The sequence below is a fragment of the Streptomyces sp. NPDC001348 genome, assembly GCF_053597535.1.
The window spans coordinates 324,948-341,148 of record NZ_JBSFIK010000003.1; the positions used below are offsets into that span (position 1 = coordinate 324,948).

Annotated in this window: 13 protein-coding genes and 1 pseudogene; 11 read left to right on the plus strand and 3 right to left on the minus strand. The window is 72.3% G+C overall.

The genetic code is table 11. The features are described 5' to 3' along the window. Positions 1-28 precede the first annotated feature (28 nt). Together ACWC21_RS05070 and ACWC21_RS05075 are read left to right on the plus strand one after the other, a co-directional pair. The gene (locus tag ACWC21_RS05070; protein ID WP_450878234.1) at positions 29-2,074 is read left to right on the plus strand and encodes a phosphatidylglycerol lysyltransferase domain-containing protein; all 2,046 of its coding nucleotides are present in this window, start codon (positions 29-31) and stop codon (positions 2,072-2,074) included. Further along, a complete protein-coding gene (locus ACWC21_RS05075) occupies positions 2,071-2,826 on the plus strand; it encodes a hypothetical protein (protein WP_450878236.1) in 756 nt (251 codons plus the stop codon). The genes ACWC21_RS05070 and ACWC21_RS05075 overlap by 4 nt, the downstream gene beginning before the upstream one ends. On the opposite strand, the gene ACWC21_RS05080 is transcribed toward ACWC21_RS05075, so the two are convergent. Beyond that, on the minus strand, positions 2,727-3,494 hold the full coding sequence (locus ACWC21_RS05080) for a hypothetical protein (RefSeq protein ID WP_450878238.1): 768 nt from the start codon (positions 3,492-3,494) through the stop codon (positions 2,727-2,729). The two genes, ACWC21_RS05075 and ACWC21_RS05080, sit on opposite strands and share 100 nt — an antisense overlap. A gap of 82 nt (positions 3,495-3,576) precedes the next feature. On the opposite strand from ACWC21_RS05080, the gene ACWC21_RS05085 reads away from it, so the two are divergent. From ACWC21_RS05085 to ACWC21_RS05120, 8 genes are all read left to right on the plus strand, one after another. Next, positions 3,577-4,362, plus strand: coding sequence for an adenosylcobinamide-GDP ribazoletransferase (locus ACWC21_RS05085; RefSeq protein WP_450878240.1), 786 nt, complete (start codon positions 3,577-3,579; stop codon positions 4,360-4,362). Between the two features lie 531 nt (positions 4,363-4,893). Next, positions 4,894-6,441 (plus strand): leucyl aminopeptidase, encoded by a 1,548-nt coding sequence (locus tag ACWC21_RS05090; protein ID WP_450878242.1) that lies wholly within the window; start codon positions 4,894-4,896, stop codon positions 6,439-6,441. Between the two features lie 307 nt (positions 6,442-6,748). Then, positions 6,749-8,137: a dihydrolipoyl dehydrogenase gene (gene lpdA, locus ACWC21_RS05095; RefSeq protein ID WP_450878244.1), complete on the plus strand. Its 1,389-nt coding sequence runs from the start codon at positions 6,749-6,751 to the stop codon at positions 8,135-8,137. Positions 8,138-8,210: 73 nt separating this feature from the next. Further along, entirely contained in the window at positions 8,211-10,037 is a 1,827-nt protein-coding gene (sucB, locus tag ACWC21_RS05100; RefSeq protein ID WP_450878246.1) for a 2-oxoglutarate dehydrogenase, E2 component, dihydrolipoamide succinyltransferase, read from the plus strand. Between the two features lie 201 nt (positions 10,038-10,238). Continuing rightward, complete coding sequence (locus ACWC21_RS05105; protein ID WP_450878248.1) at positions 10,239-10,862, plus strand: GntR family transcriptional regulator; 624 nt, start codon at positions 10,239-10,241, stop codon at positions 10,860-10,862. Between the two features lie 295 nt (positions 10,863-11,157). Beyond that, complete coding sequence (gene aceE / locus ACWC21_RS05110) at positions 11,158-13,908, plus strand: pyruvate dehydrogenase (acetyl-transferring), homodimeric type (RefSeq protein WP_450878250.1); 2,751 nt, start codon at positions 11,158-11,160, stop codon at positions 13,906-13,908. A gap of 119 nt (positions 13,909-14,027) precedes the next feature. Then, complete coding sequence (locus tag ACWC21_RS05115) at positions 14,028-15,005, plus strand: helix-turn-helix transcriptional regulator (RefSeq protein ID WP_450878252.1); 978 nt, start codon at positions 14,028-14,030, stop codon at positions 15,003-15,005. A gap of 56 nt (positions 15,006-15,061) precedes the next feature. Beyond that, positions 15,062-15,580: a DUF4240 domain-containing protein gene (locus ACWC21_RS05120; RefSeq protein ID WP_450878254.1), complete on the plus strand. Its 519-nt coding sequence runs from the start codon at positions 15,062-15,064 to the stop codon at positions 15,578-15,580. Positions 15,581-15,583: 3 nt separating this feature from the next. Here ACWC21_RS05120 and ACWC21_RS05125 read toward each other — a convergent pair whose 3' ends face one another. Both ACWC21_RS05125 and ACWC21_RS05130 read right to left on the minus strand, forming a co-directional pair. Further along, positions 15,584-15,778 (minus strand): hypothetical protein, encoded by a 195-nt coding sequence (locus ACWC21_RS05125; protein WP_450878256.1) that lies wholly within the window; start codon positions 15,776-15,778, stop codon positions 15,584-15,586. A 136-nt stretch (positions 15,779-15,914) separates the two neighbouring features. Then, positions 15,915-16,064, minus strand: a complete 150-nt coding sequence (locus ACWC21_RS05130; protein ID WP_450878258.1) for a DUF397 domain-containing protein — start codon at positions 16,062-16,064, stop codon at positions 15,915-15,917. Positions 16,065-16,123: 59 nt separating this feature from the next. Between ACWC21_RS05130 and ACWC21_RS05135 the strand changes: the two are divergent. Continuing rightward, a pseudogene (locus ACWC21_RS05135) lies at positions 16,124-16,201 on the plus strand (helix-turn-helix domain-containing protein); the annotation flags it as partial.

Here is a 16,201-nt window from a genome sequence, read left to right on the forward strand (position 1 = left end):
CGCGGCGGCACCCATATGATCCTCCATCATGGGAGATGCCCGAATTGCCGCGCACCAGCAGGCCACCCCGGACCGGCCGGGTGAGAACGGCCGGCGGTCCACCGGGGCGTCCCGGCGGGCCGCCGCACTCGCCGTCTGGTATCTGCGCGCGGTCGCCTTCGTCAACTTCCTGAGCGCGGTGTGGGTCTCGCTGGGTCAGGACGTGCGGCGGCACAACCAGGAGAACCTCTTCACGCCGTACCTGCTGACGGCCGGCTTCGCCTCGGGCGTGTTCACCACGTTCCTGGCGATCACCATGCGGCGCCGCAAGCGGGCCGCGTGGATCCTGAACCTGGTGCTCAGCGGCCTGTTCCTGGCCCTGTTCGCATTCGCCATGGCGTTCCCGGAGATCCAGCGGTACGCGCAGAACTGGATCTCGCTGGTCCTGTCGGCCGCCTTCGTCGGAGCGCTGCTGGTGGGCCGCCGGGAGTTCTACGCCAAGGGCGACCGGTCCAACCCCAAGCTGGCCGTCACGGTCGCGGTCGGCGGCGGGCTCGTCGCCTCGATCCTGGCCGCGCTGCTGGTCACGGTCACCAACCAGGCCCCGGACGCCGGGCGTTCGACGTTCCCGGAGCGTTGGCACTACGGCACGCTGCGGCTGGTCTCGGTCGCCGCCGACGAGGCGCGGTTCCCGGGGATCACCTCCCCGAACTGGGTCAACGTCGTCATCAACGTGATGAGCACGCTCCTCGTCCTGGCCGTGCTCTACGCCGCCTTCCGCTCCCGGCGTGCCGTGGACCCGCTCACCGAGGACGACGAGAAGCGGCTGCGGGCCCTGCTGGACCGGCACGGCGACCGGGACTCCCTCGGCTACTTCGCGCTGCGCCGGGAGAAGAGCGTGGTGTGGTCGCCGACCGGGAAGGCGGCGGTGGCCTACCGCGTGGTGGGCGGGGTGTCGCTGGCCTCCGGGGATCCGATCGGCGACCCCGAGGCATGGCCGGGGGCGATCGTGCCGTGGCTGGCCCAGGCGCGGGAGCACGGCTGGATCCCGGCCGTGATGGGCGCCGGCGAGGAGGCGGGCACCGTGTACGCGCGGCACGGTCTCGACGCGCTGGAGCTCGGTGACGAGGCGATCGTGGAAGTCGCCGACTTCACCCTGGAGGGGCGGGCCATGCGGACCGTCCGGCAGGCGTACAACCGGGTGCGGCGGGCCGGGTACACGGTGCGCATCCGGCGGCACGAGGACATCCCGGCCGACGACATGGCGTACCTGCTGCGGCGGGCGGACGACTGGCGCGACGGGGCGACCGAGCGCGGGTTCAGCATGGCGCTGGGGCGGCTCGGCGATCCCGGGGACGGGCGGTGCGTGATGCTCGAGTGCGCGGACGCCCGGGGTGAGCTGCGCGCACTGCTGTCCTTCGTCCCGTGGGGGCCGCGCGGTCTGTCCCTCGACCTCATGCGGCGCGACCGGGACTCGGACAACGGGCTGATGGAGTTCATGGTCATCGAGCTGCTGCGCCGGGCCGGCGAAATCGGCGTCGCCCAGGTCTCGCTCAACTTCGCCATGTTCCGTTCCGTTTTCGAACGTGGCGCGCGCCTCGGCGCCGGGCCGGTGCTGAGGCTGTGGCGGTCGCTGCTCAGCTTCTTCTCCCGCTGGTGGCAGATCGAGTCGCTGTACCGCGCCAACGCGAAGTACCGGCCCATCTGGGAACCGCGGTTCCTGCTCTTCGAGAAGAGCGCGGACCTGCTGCGCATCGGCCTGGCGTCGGCGCGGGCGGAGGGGTTCCTGGGGGGCCTGTCGTCGGATTCCCGTCGTCCGCCCGAAGGGCGGGCCCCGCGGCGTCCGGTGCGTGTGATCGCAAGGCGCCGGAGCGTCCTCGATGGGGGTGCCCCCGCTCGAGCGCAGTCGAGAGTGGGGGAGGAGCCACGTGGGCGGTTCGGCAACGCCGCATGGGGGTCCCCCCGCTCGAGCGAAGCCGAGAGTGGGGGAGCGCGTGCCGGACGCCGCCGGGCAGGCGGGAATCCGACCACAGGCCCCACGGCGCCGGGGCTGCCGAAGTGGCTGCACCGCACGCATCCGGAGACCCACAGGTGAACCCGCTCGCCCGCCGGCTCGCCCGCTGGGCCCGCGCCGAATGGGGACTGCTGTACGTCACCGTGCGCGGGCCGCTGTTGCGGCGGCGCCTGCGGGCGATCCCGATGACGGTCGGGGCGGTGTGCCTGACGGCGGCGGTGCAGTCGGTGCAGAACCAGCCCTGGGGTTGTCGGCCGATACAGGCCATGGGGGCCGTACGGGCCGCGGACCCCCTGTGGCTGGCGCTGTTGCGCACTCCCCTCTCCCTGTTCGTGCCGGCGCTGGACCTGCCGGTGTGGGGGGCGCTCGCCCAGATCCTGTTCGTGTTCGGCCTCGCCGAGATCTGTCTGGGCCGACGGCGGACGCTGGCCATCGCGTACGTGGCCACGCTCGCCGGCACGCTGTACGCGCGCGCCGGCATCGCGCTGGGCCCGCACCACCTGCTGGGCCTGCCCGCCACGGACGCCCAGGTCGTGGACACCGGCCCGTCGGCGGCCGTGGTGGGCCTGGCCGTGTACCTGGGCCGACGGTACGGCGCGTACGTCACGGCGGGTGGCGTGGCCGCCGCGATATTGGCGGAGATCCTGGTGAAGGAGAACCTCGCGGGCAAGGAACACCTGGCGGCCCTGGCGGGCGTGACGCTGCTGTGCGCGGGCGAGACCCTGCGGCTCGGTCAGCGCCGGCCGGGCACCCTCGAGGGCGTCGGGTCCGGTCTGCCGCCGATCCAGTCCTGGAAGGCGAGGCCCGGGCGCAGCCAGCGCCGGTCGTGGTGATAGTCCCGCAGGATCGAGCGCGCACGCGCGCGCGGCCGGCGGCGGTACAGGCGGCGGGCCCAGTAGGAGCCGGGCCGGGCCAGGCGCGCCGCGCCGACCAGAGCGACCACCGGAACGATCACGCCGAAGATCGCGGTGCGGAGCTTGCCCTTGGCCAGGGCGACGAGGGAGAGGAGGAAGTTCCCGGCCACGGTGGAGATGACGGTGCCGCGGTCCTGGAGTTCGCCCTGGGTGAGGTCGTTGACGCCGAACGGGGAGAAGCCGACGAGGATCAGGCCGACAAGGGCGGCGGTGAGGACGACGACCTCGACGCTCTTGCGGCCGTCCTCGGTCCAGTAGACGTCATGGAGGTGCAGGATCAGCGCGAACTCGTCCAGGACGAGTCCCGCGCCGACGCCGAAGACGACGGCGAAGAGCCCTTCGCCGAAGGTGTGCCGCTCGCTGGCGACCGCCCCGAAGCCGCCGACGACGGTGAGGACGACCCCGGGCACCACGTGGTGGATGTGCAGCCCGCCCGCCCCCGTGACGTTGCCGAACGGCCCTTTGCCCGCCCGGATCAGGCGGGTGATCACGCGGGTGACCACGAAGGTCAGGACGAAGGCGCTGAGGGCGAGGAGCAGCGGGAGCTTGCCCGGCTCGATGATGTTCCGGTACCACCAATGTCCCATATGCGCACTTTAACCGCGGAGGGCGTGCCCGCCCGCGGGAGCGGCCGTACCGGCCCGTCCGGGCGCCGGGTAGCCTGCGCCGGTGGTCAAGACCCCCTGGCCGGACGGCCTGCGCTTCGCCTTCGGGACCCTCACCGTGCTCCCGGTCCGGGTCACCCGCTGGGACCGGGAGGCGGCGCGCGGCGGCATGCTGTGCGCCCCGCTGGCCGGCCTGGTGGTCGGCGCGTGTGCGGCCGCGGCCGGCCTGCTGCTGCTCCTCCTCGGTGCGGGCCCGCTGCTCGCCGCGGTCGCCACCGCCGCCGTACCCGCCGCGCTCACCCGGGGCCTGCATCTCGACGGGCTGGCCGACACCGCGGACGGGCTGGGCAGCGGCAAGCCCGCCGAGGACGCGCTGCGGATCATGAAGCAGTCGGACATCGGGCCGTTCGGCGTGCTCACGCTGGTCTTCGTGCTCCTGGCCCAGGTGGCCGCACTCGCCCAGGCCTACGGCGGCTCGTGGGCGCGGGGCGCGCTCGCCGCCGTCGTCTCGGCCACGGCGGCCCGGCTGGCGCTGACCCTCGCCGCCCGCCACGGGGTGCCGGCCGCCCGGCCGGAGGGGCTCGGGGCGGCGGTCGCCGGGGTGGTGCCGACCGGTGGCGCCCTGGCCGTCGCGGTCGGCGTCGTCATGGCGGCCGGGGCGGCGGGCGCCCTTCTCGACGCGTACGACGTCGCCCGCGCCGCGCTGGCCGTGGCGGGCGCCGTCGCCGTCGCCGAACTCCTGCTCCGGCACTGCACACGCCGCTTCGGCGGAGTCACCGGCGACGTGTTCGGCGGACTGGCGGAGACCGCGGCGACAACGGCGCTCGTCGTCTTCGGCCTGGGCCGGTAGGACCTGCCCGGCGGATCATGCCGCGGGCGCGGGGCCGGCACGCCATGCCCCCCTCTCGTGCCCCCACGGCGTACACGGTGGCCTGTGTGCCGCTGATCGAGGGTCAGTTCCCGCGGCCGGTGCGGTGTGCACGCCGGCGGTGGCGCCGTTCCTGGTCAACGCGCTGCCGGTGCGCTCCCCCAGCCGCCGCTCCCTCGCCGGCCGGCTCGCGGGCACCTCGGTCACGGGGCGTTCCAGGAGACCGGCGACCGGGCGCGGGGCAGGGTTTCCCGGGGCTGAGGTCGATTCGCCCGCGAGGCCGTGCCGTTGCCGCCCATGTGGTAAACCCGGGGAGGACCGGGCCGTGCACACCCGCAGGAATGAGCGCACGCGACGACGCGCGTAGGCTCGTCCCGGGTGTTCGCCGACAGGGTGAAGGCCCGGTCGCAACGCGCCTCCCCAGCTCGGTGCCAGGGCGGTCGCTCCCCGGGCCCGGTCGCCCCACCCGCATCGGCCACAGAACTTACATATCGGAAGCGAGATTTCACCACCGTGACTGCTCTCACTCTCAGCACCGCCGCGGTGCCCGGCCTCCGGGCCGACGCGATCGTGATCGGTGTCGCCAAGGGCACTGCGCCCAAGTCTGCGGACCTCGTCGTCGCGCCGGGCGCCGAGGCCGTGGACAAGGCGTACGACGGCAGGCTCGCCGACGTCCTGGACACCCTCGGTGCCTCGGGCGCCGAGGGCGAGCTGACGAAGCTGCCCGCCCCGGCCGGCTTCAAGACGCCGCTCGTCGTGGCGGTGGGCCTGGGGGCGGCGCCGGACAAGGACGGCTCGTACGACGCCGAGACGCTGCGCCGGGCCGCCGGCGTGGCCGCGCGTGCCCTCGGCGGGGCGAAGAAGGCCGCCTTCGCGCTGCCCGTCGGCGACGCCGGCGACGTCGGCGCGATCGCGGAGGGCGTGCTGCTGGGCGCGTACTCCTTCGACGCGTACAAGGACAACGGCAAGGCCGACCGGTCGTCGAAGGCGAAGAACGGCAAGGGCCCCCTCGCCGAGGCCACGCTGCTCGGCGGCAAGCCGCGGGACGCGGCCCACAAGGGCGCCGTCGCGCGTGCCGCCGCCGTCGCCGAGGAGCTCAACCGGGCCCGTGACCTGATCAACATGCCGCCGAACGACCTCACCCCCGAGGCGTTCGCCCAGGTCGCCCAGGCGGCGGCCAAGGAACACGGCCTCAAGGTGCAGGTGCTCGACGAGAAGGCCCTGACCAAGGGCGGCTACGGCGGCATCCTCGGCGTCGGCGGCGGCTCGGCCGCGGCACCCCGCCTGGTGAAGCTGTCCTACACGAGCTCGAAGGCGAAGAAGCACCTGGCCCTCGTCGGCAAGGGCATCACGTACGACTCGGGCGGCATCTCGCTCAAGCCCGCCGGTCACAACGAGACGATGAAGTGCGACATGAGCGGTGCCGCCGCCGTGTTCGCCGCCGTCGTCGCCGCCGCCCGGCTGGGCCTGGAGGTCAACGTCACCGGCTGGCTGGCGCTCGCCGAGAACATGCCGTCGGGCACCGCGGTCCGCCCCGGTGACGTGCTGCGCATGTACAGCGGGAAGACCGTCGAGGTCCTCAACACCGACGCCGAGGGCCGCCTGGTCCTCGCGGACGCGCTGTGGGCGGCCTCGCTGGAGAAGCCGGACGCGATCGTCGACGTGGCGACGCTGACCGGCGCGATGGTGCTGGCGCTGGGCAGCCGCACCTTCGGTGTCATGGCCAACGACGACGCGTTCCGCACGGCGATCGTCGAGGCCGCCGAGGAGGTCGGCGAGGCGTCCTGGCCGATGCCGCTGCCGGAGCACCTGCGCAAGGGCATGGACTCCCCCACCGCCGACATCGCCAACATGGGCGAGCGGATGGGCGGCGGCCTGGTCGCCGGTCTCTTCCTGCGCGAGTTCGTCGGCGAGGGCATCACCTGGGCCCACCTCGACATCGCCGGCCCGGCCTTCAACGAGCAGGGCCCCTTCGGGTACACGCCCAAGGGCGGCACGGGTTCGGGTGTGCGGACGCTGGTGCGGCTCGCCGAGCTGACGGCTGCGGGTGACTTGGGCTGAGTTCGCTTCGGAGCTCGGTTCGTCCGTAGTACGGCGGCTGCGTCGCGTGGGGGCTGGTCGCGCCCACGCGGCGGAGCCGCACATCGACACAGCCCCGCGCCCCTGGGTGGGCAAGCTCGAGCCCTGTGCGCATCTGAACGTGGGACGTCTCACACACCGGCCCGGCGTCTCGGACACGACTGACAAGTGCGAAGATGGGGCTCGGCAGGACAGGGCCCCCACCACAGGGCCGAAGAAGAGCGGCCGGACACCAGCCGCCGACCGGTCACCGACGACCGGCGTGGCGCACATGCATGGAGGACGTGACGTGGCGAACGACGCCAGCACCGTTTTCGACCTAGTGATCCTCGGCGGTGGCAGCGGCGGTTACGCCGCGGCCCTGCGCGGAGCGCAGCTGGGCCTGGACGTCGCCCTGATCGAGAAGGACAAGGTCGGCGGCACCTGCCTGCACCGGGGCTGCATCCCCACCAAGGCCCTGCTGCACGCGGGCGAGATCGCCGACCAGGCCCGCGAGAGCGAGCAGTTCGGCGTCAAGGCCACCCTCGAGGGCATCGACATCGCGGGGGTCCACAAGTACAAGGACGGCGTGATCTCCGGCCTGTACAAGGGCCTTCAGGGCCTCGTCGCCTCCCGCAAGGTGACCTACATCGAGGGTGAGGGCCGGCTGTCCTCCCCGACCTCCGTCGACGTGAACGGTCAGCGCGTCCAGGGCCGCCACGTCCTGCTGGCGACCGGCTCCGTGCCGAAGTCGCTGCCGGGCCTGGAGATCGACGGCGACCGCATCATCTCCTCCGACCACGCCCTCGTCCTGGACCGCGTGCCCAAGTCGGCGATCATCCTGGGCGGCGGTGTCATCGGCGTCGAGTTCGCCTCGGCGTGGAAGTCCTTCGGCTCGGACGTCACGGTCATCGAGGGCCTGAAGCACCTCGTCCCGGTCGAGGACGAGAACTCCTCCAAGCTTCTCGAGCGCGCGTTCCGCAAGCGCGGCATCAAGTTCAACCTGGGCACCTTCTTCCAGAAGGCCGAGTACACCCAGGACGGTGTCAAGGTCACCCTCGCCGACGGCAAGGAGTTCGAGGCGGAGATCCTCCTCGTCGCCGTCGGCCGCGGCCCGGTCTCGCAGGGCCTGGGCTACGAGGAGCAGGGTGTCGCCATGGACCGTGGCTACGTCCTGGTCGACGAGTACATGCGGACGAACGTGCCGACCATCTCCGCCGTCGGTGACCTGGTCCCGACGCTCCAGCTCGCGCACGTCGGCTTCGCCGAGGGCATCCTGGTGGCGGAGCGTCTGGCCGGCCTGAAGACCGTCCCGATCGACTACGACGGTGTCCCGCGGGTGACCTACTGCCACCCGGAGGTCGCCTCCGTCGGCATCACCGAGGCCAAGGCCAAGGAGATCTACGGCGCGGACAAGGTCGTCGCTCTGAAGTACAACCTGGCGGGCAACGGCAAGAGCAAGATCCTGAACACCTCGGGCGAGATCAAGCTCGTCCAGGTGAAGGACGGTGCCGTGGTCGGCGTCCACATGGTCGGCGACCGCATGGGCGAGCAGGTCGGCGAGGCCCAGCTGATCTACAACTGGGAGGCGCTGCCGGCCGAGGTGGCCCAGCTCATCCACGCCCACCCGACGCAGAACGAGGCGCTCGGCGAGGCCCACCTGGCCCTGGCCGGCAAGCCCCTCCACTCCCACGACTGAGCCTTCGGTCAACGGGCGCGCGACAACTCGCGACGACACAGACTTCCGCAATTCGTTAGGAGCAACCGAAACCATGGCGGTTTCCGTAACCCTTCCGGCGCTCGGTGAGAGCGTCACCGAGGGCACTGTCACCCGCTGGCTGAAGGCCGAGGGCGAACGCGTCGAGGCCGACGAGCCGCTGCTCGAGGTCTCGACCGACAAGGTCGACACCGAGATCCCCTCGCCCGCCGCCGGTGTGCTGGCCTCCATCAAGGTCGCCGAGGACGAGACCGTCGAGGTCGGCGCCGAGCTGGCCGTGATCGACGACGGCACGGGGGCCCCCGCTGCCGCTCCGGCCCCGGCCGCCGAGTCCGCCCCGGCCGCCGAGCCGGCGCCGACCCCCACGGCCGCTCCGGCGGCCCAGACCCCGGCCGCCCCCTCCACCGAGCAGGCCGCGCCGGCCCCGGCCCCGACCGCCGAGGCCACCACCGGTGCCTCCGGCGCCGAGGGCACGGACGTGGTCCTGCCCGCGCTCGGTGAGTCCGTCACCGAGGGCACCGTCACCCGCTGGCTGAAGGAGGTCGGCGACTCCGTCGAGGCCGACGAGCCGCTGCTCGAGGTCTCCACGGACAAGGTCGACACCGAGATCCCGGCGCCCACCTCCGGCGTGCTGCTGGAGATCGTGGTCGGCGAGGACGAGACCGCCGAGGTCGGCGCCAAGCTCGCCGTCATCGGCGCCCCGGGTGCCGCCCCGGCCGCCGCTCCGGCTCCGGCCGCCCCCGCCCCGGCGCCCGCCGCCGAGGCCCCGGCGCCCGCCCCCGCCGCTCCGGCCCCCCAGGCGCCCACGGCTCCGGCCCCGCAGCAGGAGACCACCCCGGCCCCCGAGCCGGTGCCCTCCGCTCCGGCGCCCGCCCCCGCTCCCGCCCCCGCCCCGGCCCCGGTGACCCCGGCCACCGCGCCCACCGCGCCGACCGCCACCCAGGCGACCGACGAGGGCGCCTACGTGACCCCGCTGGTACGCAAGCTCGCCGCCGAGAACGGCGTCGACCTGGCCACCGTCAAAGGCACCGGCGTCGGCGGCCGTATCCGCAAGCAGGACGTCGTCGCCGCCGCCGAGGCCGCGAAGGCCGCCGCCGCTGCCCCGGCTCCGGCCGCGGCAGCCGCTCCGGCCAAGAAGGCCCCGGCGCTCGAGGTCTCCCCGCTGCGCGGCCAGACCGTGAAGATGCCGCGGATCCGCAAGGTCATCGGCGACAACATGGTCAAGGCCCTGCACGAGCAGGCCCAGCTGTCCTCGGTCGTCGAGGTCGACGTCACCCGCCTGATGAAGCTGCGCGCCCGTGCCAAGGACGCGTTCGCGGCCCGTGAGGGCGTCAAGCTCTCCCCGATGCCGTTCTTCGTCAAGGCCGCCGCGCAGGCGCTGAAGGCCCACCCGGTCATCAACGCCAAGATCAACGAGGCCGAGGGCACGATCACCTACTTCGACTCCGAGAACGTCGGAATCGCGGTGGACTCCGAGAAGGGCCTGATGACCCCGGTCATCAAGCACGCGGGCGACCTCAACATCGCCGGCATCGCCAAGGCCACGGCGGAGCTGGCGGGCAAGGTCCGCGCCAACAAGATCACCCCGGACGAGCTGTCCGGCGCGACCTTCACCATCTCCAACACCGGTTCGCGCGGCGCGCTGTTCGACACGATCATCGTGCCGCCGGGCCAGGTCGCGATCCTCGGCATCGGTGCCACGGTCAAGCGTCCGGCCGTCATCGAGACCGAGGAGGGAACGGTCATCGGCGTCCGCGACATGACGTACCTGACCCTCTCCTACGACCACCGCCTGGTGGACGGCGCCGACGCCGCCCGCTACCTGACGGCGGTCAAGGCGATCCTGGAGGCGGGCGAGTTCGAGGTCGAGCTCGGCCTCTGACTCTCCTGATCAGGCAGTACGACGCCCCGTCCGGGTCTTTCCGGGCGGGGCGTTCGTGTTTGCCGGGCCGCTCACCGTGTAAGGCTCGTCTCACCTGCGCAAAAGCACCCCCATGCGCCCTGCCCGCGTGGCGAACCGGCCGTATTGTCTAAACGTCGAAGCCCCGGGGACCGCAGTACGGCCCCTCCCTAAGGAGCCCCCATGACCGCGCCCGTCGTCCACTCGCTGCGCGAGCAGATCCGCGAGCACATCGTGGAGGGGATCGTCAGCGGGCGCTGGCAGCCGGGTGAGCGGATCGTCGAGCGCCGGATCGCCACCGAGCTGGAGGTCAGCCAGACCCCCGTACGGGAGGCCCTCCGCGAGCTGGAATCGCTGCGCCTGATCGAGTCCGCGCCGAACAAGGGCGTACGGGTGCGCAACCTGACCGCGGCCGACCTGGAGGAGAGCTACCCCGTCCGGGCCGGGCTCGAGGCCATAGCGGCGGAACTGGCGGCCGGCCGGCTCGCCGAGGACTGCTCGGCCCTCGAACCGCACGTCATCGCGCTGTACGAGGCCGACCGCAACACCGACGGTACCGGTCAGGTCCGCCACACGGTGGGCTTCCACCGCGAGTTGGTCCGCGCGGCGGGCAACTCGGTACTGCTGCACACCTGGGAGGGACTGGGCATCGAGGTGTTCACCGCCCTCTCCATCCGCTGGCTGGGCACGGTCCAGCAGTCGTACGCGGAGGAGCACGAGGAGCTGGTGCAGGCCTTCAAGCGCCGGGACCCGCGCATCGCGGAGCTGGTGAAGGCCCATGTGCTGGGCTGTGCTCCGCGCGCCTGACGCCTCGCCGACTCTGTCGAACACCAGAGCACTCCCCTGCTCAAACGCCGCTCGACCTGCGAAAACACTGCCCAGTCGCGACACTCTGTGCCCCCGCCGGAGGCACCCCGTGCCGACTTTCTCGTGATCAAGAGGTTTTGCCCCTCAACCCTTTGATCGATCATCGATCAGGGAGTTACAGTCCTCGACGGGCTTCCACCCCCGAAGTCCTTCAGCCCTGTCCTGCCAAAGACCAAGGGCACCCCCGAACCCTTCACCGATGAGGGAACCCCCTTCGACTGAGGAAGGCGGCGACATGACCGACCCCAACGCCATCCAGCCGAGCGCGCTCGACCAGCTCCCGGACCGCGACCCGGAGGAGACCGCCGAGTGGCAGGCCTCCCTGGACGCCGTGGCCAGGGAGGCCGGGCCGCACCGCGCCGCGTACCTGATGCGGCGCACGCTGGAGCGCGCCGAGGCGGGCGGCATCGCGCTGCCGAAGCTCCTCGAGACCGACTACGTCAACACCATCCCGACCGCCGCCGAACCGGCCGTCCCCGGTGACGAGGCGATGGAATCCCGGATCACCGCGTGGAACCGCTGGAACGCGGCCGCCATGGTGACCCGGGGCAGCAAACACGGCGTCGGCGGCCACATCGCCACCTTCGCCTCGGCGGCCTGGCTGTACGAGACCGGCTTCAACCACTTCTTCAGGGGCAAGGAGTCCGGCGACGCCGCCGGCTCGGGCGACCAGCTGTACATCCAGGGCCACGCCTCCCCCGGTATCTACGCCCGCGCCTTCCTCGACGGTCGTCTGACCGAGCAGCACCTGGACAACTTCCGCCAGGAGGCCGGCGGCAACGGACTCCCGTCGTACCCGCACCCGCGCCGCCTGCCCTGGCTGTGGGAGTTCCCGACGGTGAGCATGGGCCTCGGCCCGCTCTCCGCCATCTACCAGGCCCGCTTCAACCGCTATCTGACGGCGCGCGGCATCAAGGACGTCTCCTCGTCCCACGTCTGGGCCTTCCTCGGCGACGGCGAGATGGACGAGCCCGAGTCCACGGCGGCGCTCGCGCTGGCCTCCCGCGAGGGACTCGACAACCTCACCTTCGTCATCAACTGCAACCTGCAGCGCCTGGACGGCCCGGTCCGCGCCAACTTCAAGATCGTGCAGGAGCTGGAGGCCCAGTTCCGCGGCGCCGGCTGGAACGTGATCAAGACGCTGTGGGGCTCGGCGTGGGACGAGCTGTTCCGGCTCGACACCACGGGTGCGCTCGTACGACGGCTCCGCGAGGTGCCGGACGCCCAGGTGCAGACGTACCAGACGCGGGACGCGGCCTACATCCGCGAGGACTTCTTCGGCAAGGACCCGGCGCTCGCCGAGATGGCGAAGCTGCTGAGCGACGACAAGATCCTCGAGTGCTTCCACCTCTCGCGCGGCGGTCACGAGGCCCGCAAGGTCTACGCCGCGTACAAGGCGGCCGTCGAGCACAAGGGCGCGCCGACCGTGATCCTGGCCCAGACGGTCAAGGGCCACACCCTCGGTGCGGGTTTCGCGTCGAAGAACGCCAACCACCAGATGAAGAAGCTGACGGTGGACGAGTTCAAGGCGATGCGCGACCTGCTCGACCTGCCGATCAAGGACAGCGACTTCACCGACGGCGTGGTCCCCTACGGCCACCCCGGCGCCGACTCCCCCGAGGTCCGCTACCTCCAGGAGCGCCGCGCGGCGCTCGGCGGCCCGGCCCCGGCCCGCCGCGTCCACCCGCTCGCCCCGCTGCCCGCCCCCGCCGAGAAGGCCTTCGCCTCCTTCGACAAGGGCTCCGGCTCCCAGAACGTGGCGACCACCATGGCCTTCGTCCGCCTGGTCAAGGACCTGGTGCGCGACAAGGAAACCGGTAAGCGCTGGGTGCCGATCGTGCCCGACGAGGCGCGCACCTTCGGCATGGAGAGCCTCTTCCCGTCCCTCGGTATCTACTCGCCGAAGGGCCAGACGTACGAGCCGGTCGACCGCGACCAGCTGATGTACTACAAGGAGGCCCAGAACGGCCAGATCCTCAACGAGGGGATCACCGAGGCCGGTTCGATGGCCGACTTCATCGCCGCTTCGACGTCGTACGCGACGCACGGCGAGGCGATGATCCCGTTCTACATCTTCTACTCGATGTTCGGCTGGCAGCGCACCGCCGACCAGATGTGGCAGCTCGGCGACCAGCTCGGCCGCGGCTTCCTCGTCGGCGCGACCGCGGGCCGTACGACGCTGACGGGCGAGGGCCTGCAGCACGCCGACGGCCACTCCCCGGTGATCGCCGCGACGAACCCGGCGGCGCTGTCGTACGACCCGGCGTTCGCCTACGAGGTCGCGGCGATCGTGAAGGACGGTCTGCGCCGGATGTACGGCGAGGCCGCCCCGGACGAGGACCCGAACGTCTTCTACTACCTGACCGTCTACAACGAGCCCCTGCCGCAGCCGGCCAAGCCGTCGGTCCCCGGCATCGACGAGGGCATCGTCAAGGGCCTGTACCGCTTCAACACGGCGGAGTCGGCGGGCATCACCCCCGCCTCCCCCTCGCTCTCGGCTTCGCTCGAGCAGGGCGGTACCCCCATCGCCCCGCGCATCCAGCTGCTGGGCTCCGGCACCGCGATCCACTGGGCACTGAAGGCGCAGGCGCTGCTCGCCGAGGACTGGGGCGTGGCGGCGGACGTCTGGTCGGCCACCTCCTGGACGGAGCTGCGCCGCGACGCCCTGGAGGCCGACGCGGCCCTGCTGCGCGGCGAGGAGCGGGTGCCGTACGTCCGCCAGGCGCTCCAGGGCGCCGAGGGCCCGGTGCTCGCGGTCTCCGACTACATGCGCCAGGTCCCCGACCAGATCGCGCAGTGGGTCGAGCAGGACTGGTCCTCGCTGGGCGCCGACGGCTTCGGCCTCTCGGACACCCGTGAGGCGGCCCGCCGCCACTTCGGTGTCGACGCGGAGTCGATCGTCGTCGCGGCCCTCGCCCAGCTCGCGAAGCGCGGCGAGGTCAAGGCGACGGCGGTGAAGGAAGCGCGGGAGAAGTACGGCCTGTAGTTCGTCCTGGACGTCGCTGGACGTCGCTGGACGTCGCTGGACGGGAGGGGCACGGCGTGGTCGCCGTGCCCCTCCCGCTGTCCGTGGGCGCTGTCAGTGGTCCCCGGCATCATGAACGCATGCGTGCCGCCCGCCTGATCAAGATGGTGCTCCTGCTCCAGTCCCGTCCCGCCATGACCGCCGCCGAGCTCGCGCGCGAGCTGGAGGTGTCGGAGCGGACGGTCACGCGGGACGCGCAGGCGCTGTCGGAGGCGGGGGTGCCGGTGTACGCGGACCGGGGCCGGGCCGGGGGCTACCGGCTGGTCGGCGGCTACCGGACCAGGCTGACGGGCCTGGCCCGGACGGAGGCGGAGGCGCTGTTCCTGTCCGGCGTGCCGGGAGCGCTCAGGGAGATGGGCCTGGAGGACGTGGCCTCGGCGGCCCGGCTGAAGGTGTCGGCGGCCCTGCTGCCCTCCCTGCGGGACGCCCCGCGCACGGCGGCCCAGCGCTTCCACCTGGACGCCCCGGCCTGGTTCCGTGAGCCGGAGACACCGGCACTGCTGCCCGCGATCGCCGAGGCGGTGTGGGACGACCGCCGCGTGACGGCCCGCTACCGGCGGGACGGCACGGAGGTGGAGCGGGAGCTGGAGCCGTACGGGCTCGTACTCAAGGCAGGCGTCTGGTACCTGTGCGCGAGGATCCCCGGTCCTGGCACCTTCCGGACCTACCGCATGGACCGCTTCACCACGGTCGAACCCTCGGGGACCCGCTTCGACCGGGACGAGGACTTCGACCTGCCCGCCCACTGGGCACGGGAGGCGGAGGAATTCGCCCGCTCGATCCTGCGCGCCGAGGTCACGGTCCGGCTGTCGGCGGAGGGGGTACGAAGGCTGCCGTACGCGGTGGACCCCGTGTCCGCCCGGGACGCGACACTGCCTGTGGGCCCGGCGGACGACGACGGCTGGCTGACCCTGACCCTGCGCGTGGAGTCCGAGGAGGTGGCGCACGCCCAGCTCACCGCGCTCGGCCCGGAGGTGCAGGTGCTGGCGCCGGAGTCACTGCGGGCGCGTTTCGCGCTGGACGCGAGGCGGCTGGCCGCGCTGTACTCCTGCCCGTAGCGATCCGCCGCACTCCGCGTGCGTCCCCGTGCCGGAGGGCCGATGCTGGAGCCGTGATGGACGAGATGGAGTTCTGGGAGCTGGTGGACGCCACCCGCGACGCCGCCGAGGGCGACCCCGAGGAGCAGGCGGACCTGCTCGTGGACCGGCTCCTGACGCTGGACCCGGACATGGTCCTGGACTTCGCCCGTCACTTCGAGGCCCGCTACAACCGCGCGTACACCTGGGACCTGTGGGGTGCCGCCTGGGTGCTCCTCGACGGCGCCAGCGACGACGCGTTCGACTTCTTCCGCTGCTGGCTGATCGGCCAGGGCCGCGAGGTCTACGAGGGCGCGGTGCACGCCCCGGACTCGCTGGCCGAGCTCCTGGACGACTTCGACGAGGAGATCGACGGCGACGGCGAGGAACTGGGCTACGCGGCGGACGAGGCCTACGAGCAGCTCACCGGCACGGTGGCCCCCGACCTGGGCATCGCCCCGGCCCCGGCGGAGCCGGAGGGCACACCGCTCGACTTCGAGGACGAGACGGCGCTCGCCGAGCGCTACCCCCGCCTGTGGGCCCGCTTCAAGACCTGACCCTCAGACGTCGGCACGCCGCCGGCCGGTGCTGTCCGCCGGGATGTACCCCTGCACCTGCTCGGCCCGCACCGCGTGGTGCATCGGCGCCTTGTTGGCCTGATCCAGCGCGGACGCGGTGACGGCGGCCGGCCCGAGGACCACCGTGGCGACGGCGCAGACCACGGCCCAGGCCCTCTTCTTCGTCTCGCTGCTCATCTCTCTCCCCACCTCGGTCAGTGCGTACCCGTGACGCTATGGCGCCCCGCTCAGGGAGACCGGTGAGCCGCCTGGGAGGAACCTGTGAGGGCACCGGCCCCCGCTCCGCGGTGTCGCACCGAGTGTGATGAGGCGGTTACTCCACCGCCGTCCGGGCTGCGAAGTCCACGAAGGCCGTCCACCTGCGCGCCGAGAAGGCGAGGGTGGGACGGGCCGTGGCCTTCGAGTCGCGGATGTGGACGGTGAAGTCTCGCACAGCGACCACATGGAGTGGCTGGTTCACCATGCCGCTGAGGTTGAAAGGGTGGGGTGACAGCGGGGCGTTGGCGGTGCTACATCCTCGTCATGAGGTACGCGGATGGCGGCGGCCTGACCGCTGCGGGGCGGGCGAAGCGTGAGGCAGTGCGCTTCGAAGCCGCGGAG

What these genes read in the sequence shown, in the direction of transcription:
- ACWC21_RS05115 (WP_450878252.1), top strand. Translation starts at nt 14,028, where the DNA reads ATGCGTGCCGCCCGCCTGATCAAGATGGTGCTCCTGCTCCAGTCCCGT.
- aceE (WP_450878250.1), top strand. Translation starts at nt 11,158, where the DNA reads ATGACCGACCCCAACGCCATCCAGCCGAGCGCGCTCGACCAGCTCCCG.
- ACWC21_RS05125 (WP_450878256.1), bottom strand. Translation starts at nt 15,778, where the DNA reads ATGAGCAGCGAGACGAAGAAGAGGGCCTGGGCCGTGGTCTGCGCCGTC.
- sucB (WP_450878246.1), top strand. Translation starts at nt 8,211, where the DNA reads ATGGCGGTTTCCGTAACCCTTCCGGCGCTCGGTGAGAGCGTCACCGAG.
- ACWC21_RS05070 (WP_450878234.1), top strand. Translation starts at nt 29, where the DNA reads ATGGGAGATGCCCGAATTGCCGCGCACCAGCAGGCCACCCCGGACCGG.
- ACWC21_RS05080 (WP_450878238.1), bottom strand. Translation starts at nt 3,494, where the DNA reads ATGGGACATTGGTGGTACCGGAACATCATCGAGCCGGGCAAGCTCCCG.
- ACWC21_RS05105 (WP_450878248.1), top strand. Translation starts at nt 10,239, where the DNA reads ATGACCGCGCCCGTCGTCCACTCGCTGCGCGAGCAGATCCGCGAGCAC.
- ACWC21_RS05120 (WP_450878254.1), top strand. Translation starts at nt 15,062, where the DNA reads ATGGACGAGATGGAGTTCTGGGAGCTGGTGGACGCCACCCGCGACGCC.
- ACWC21_RS05130 (WP_450878258.1), bottom strand. Translation starts at nt 16,064, where the DNA reads ATGGTGAACCAGCCACTCCATGTGGTCGCTGTGCGAGACTTCACCGTC.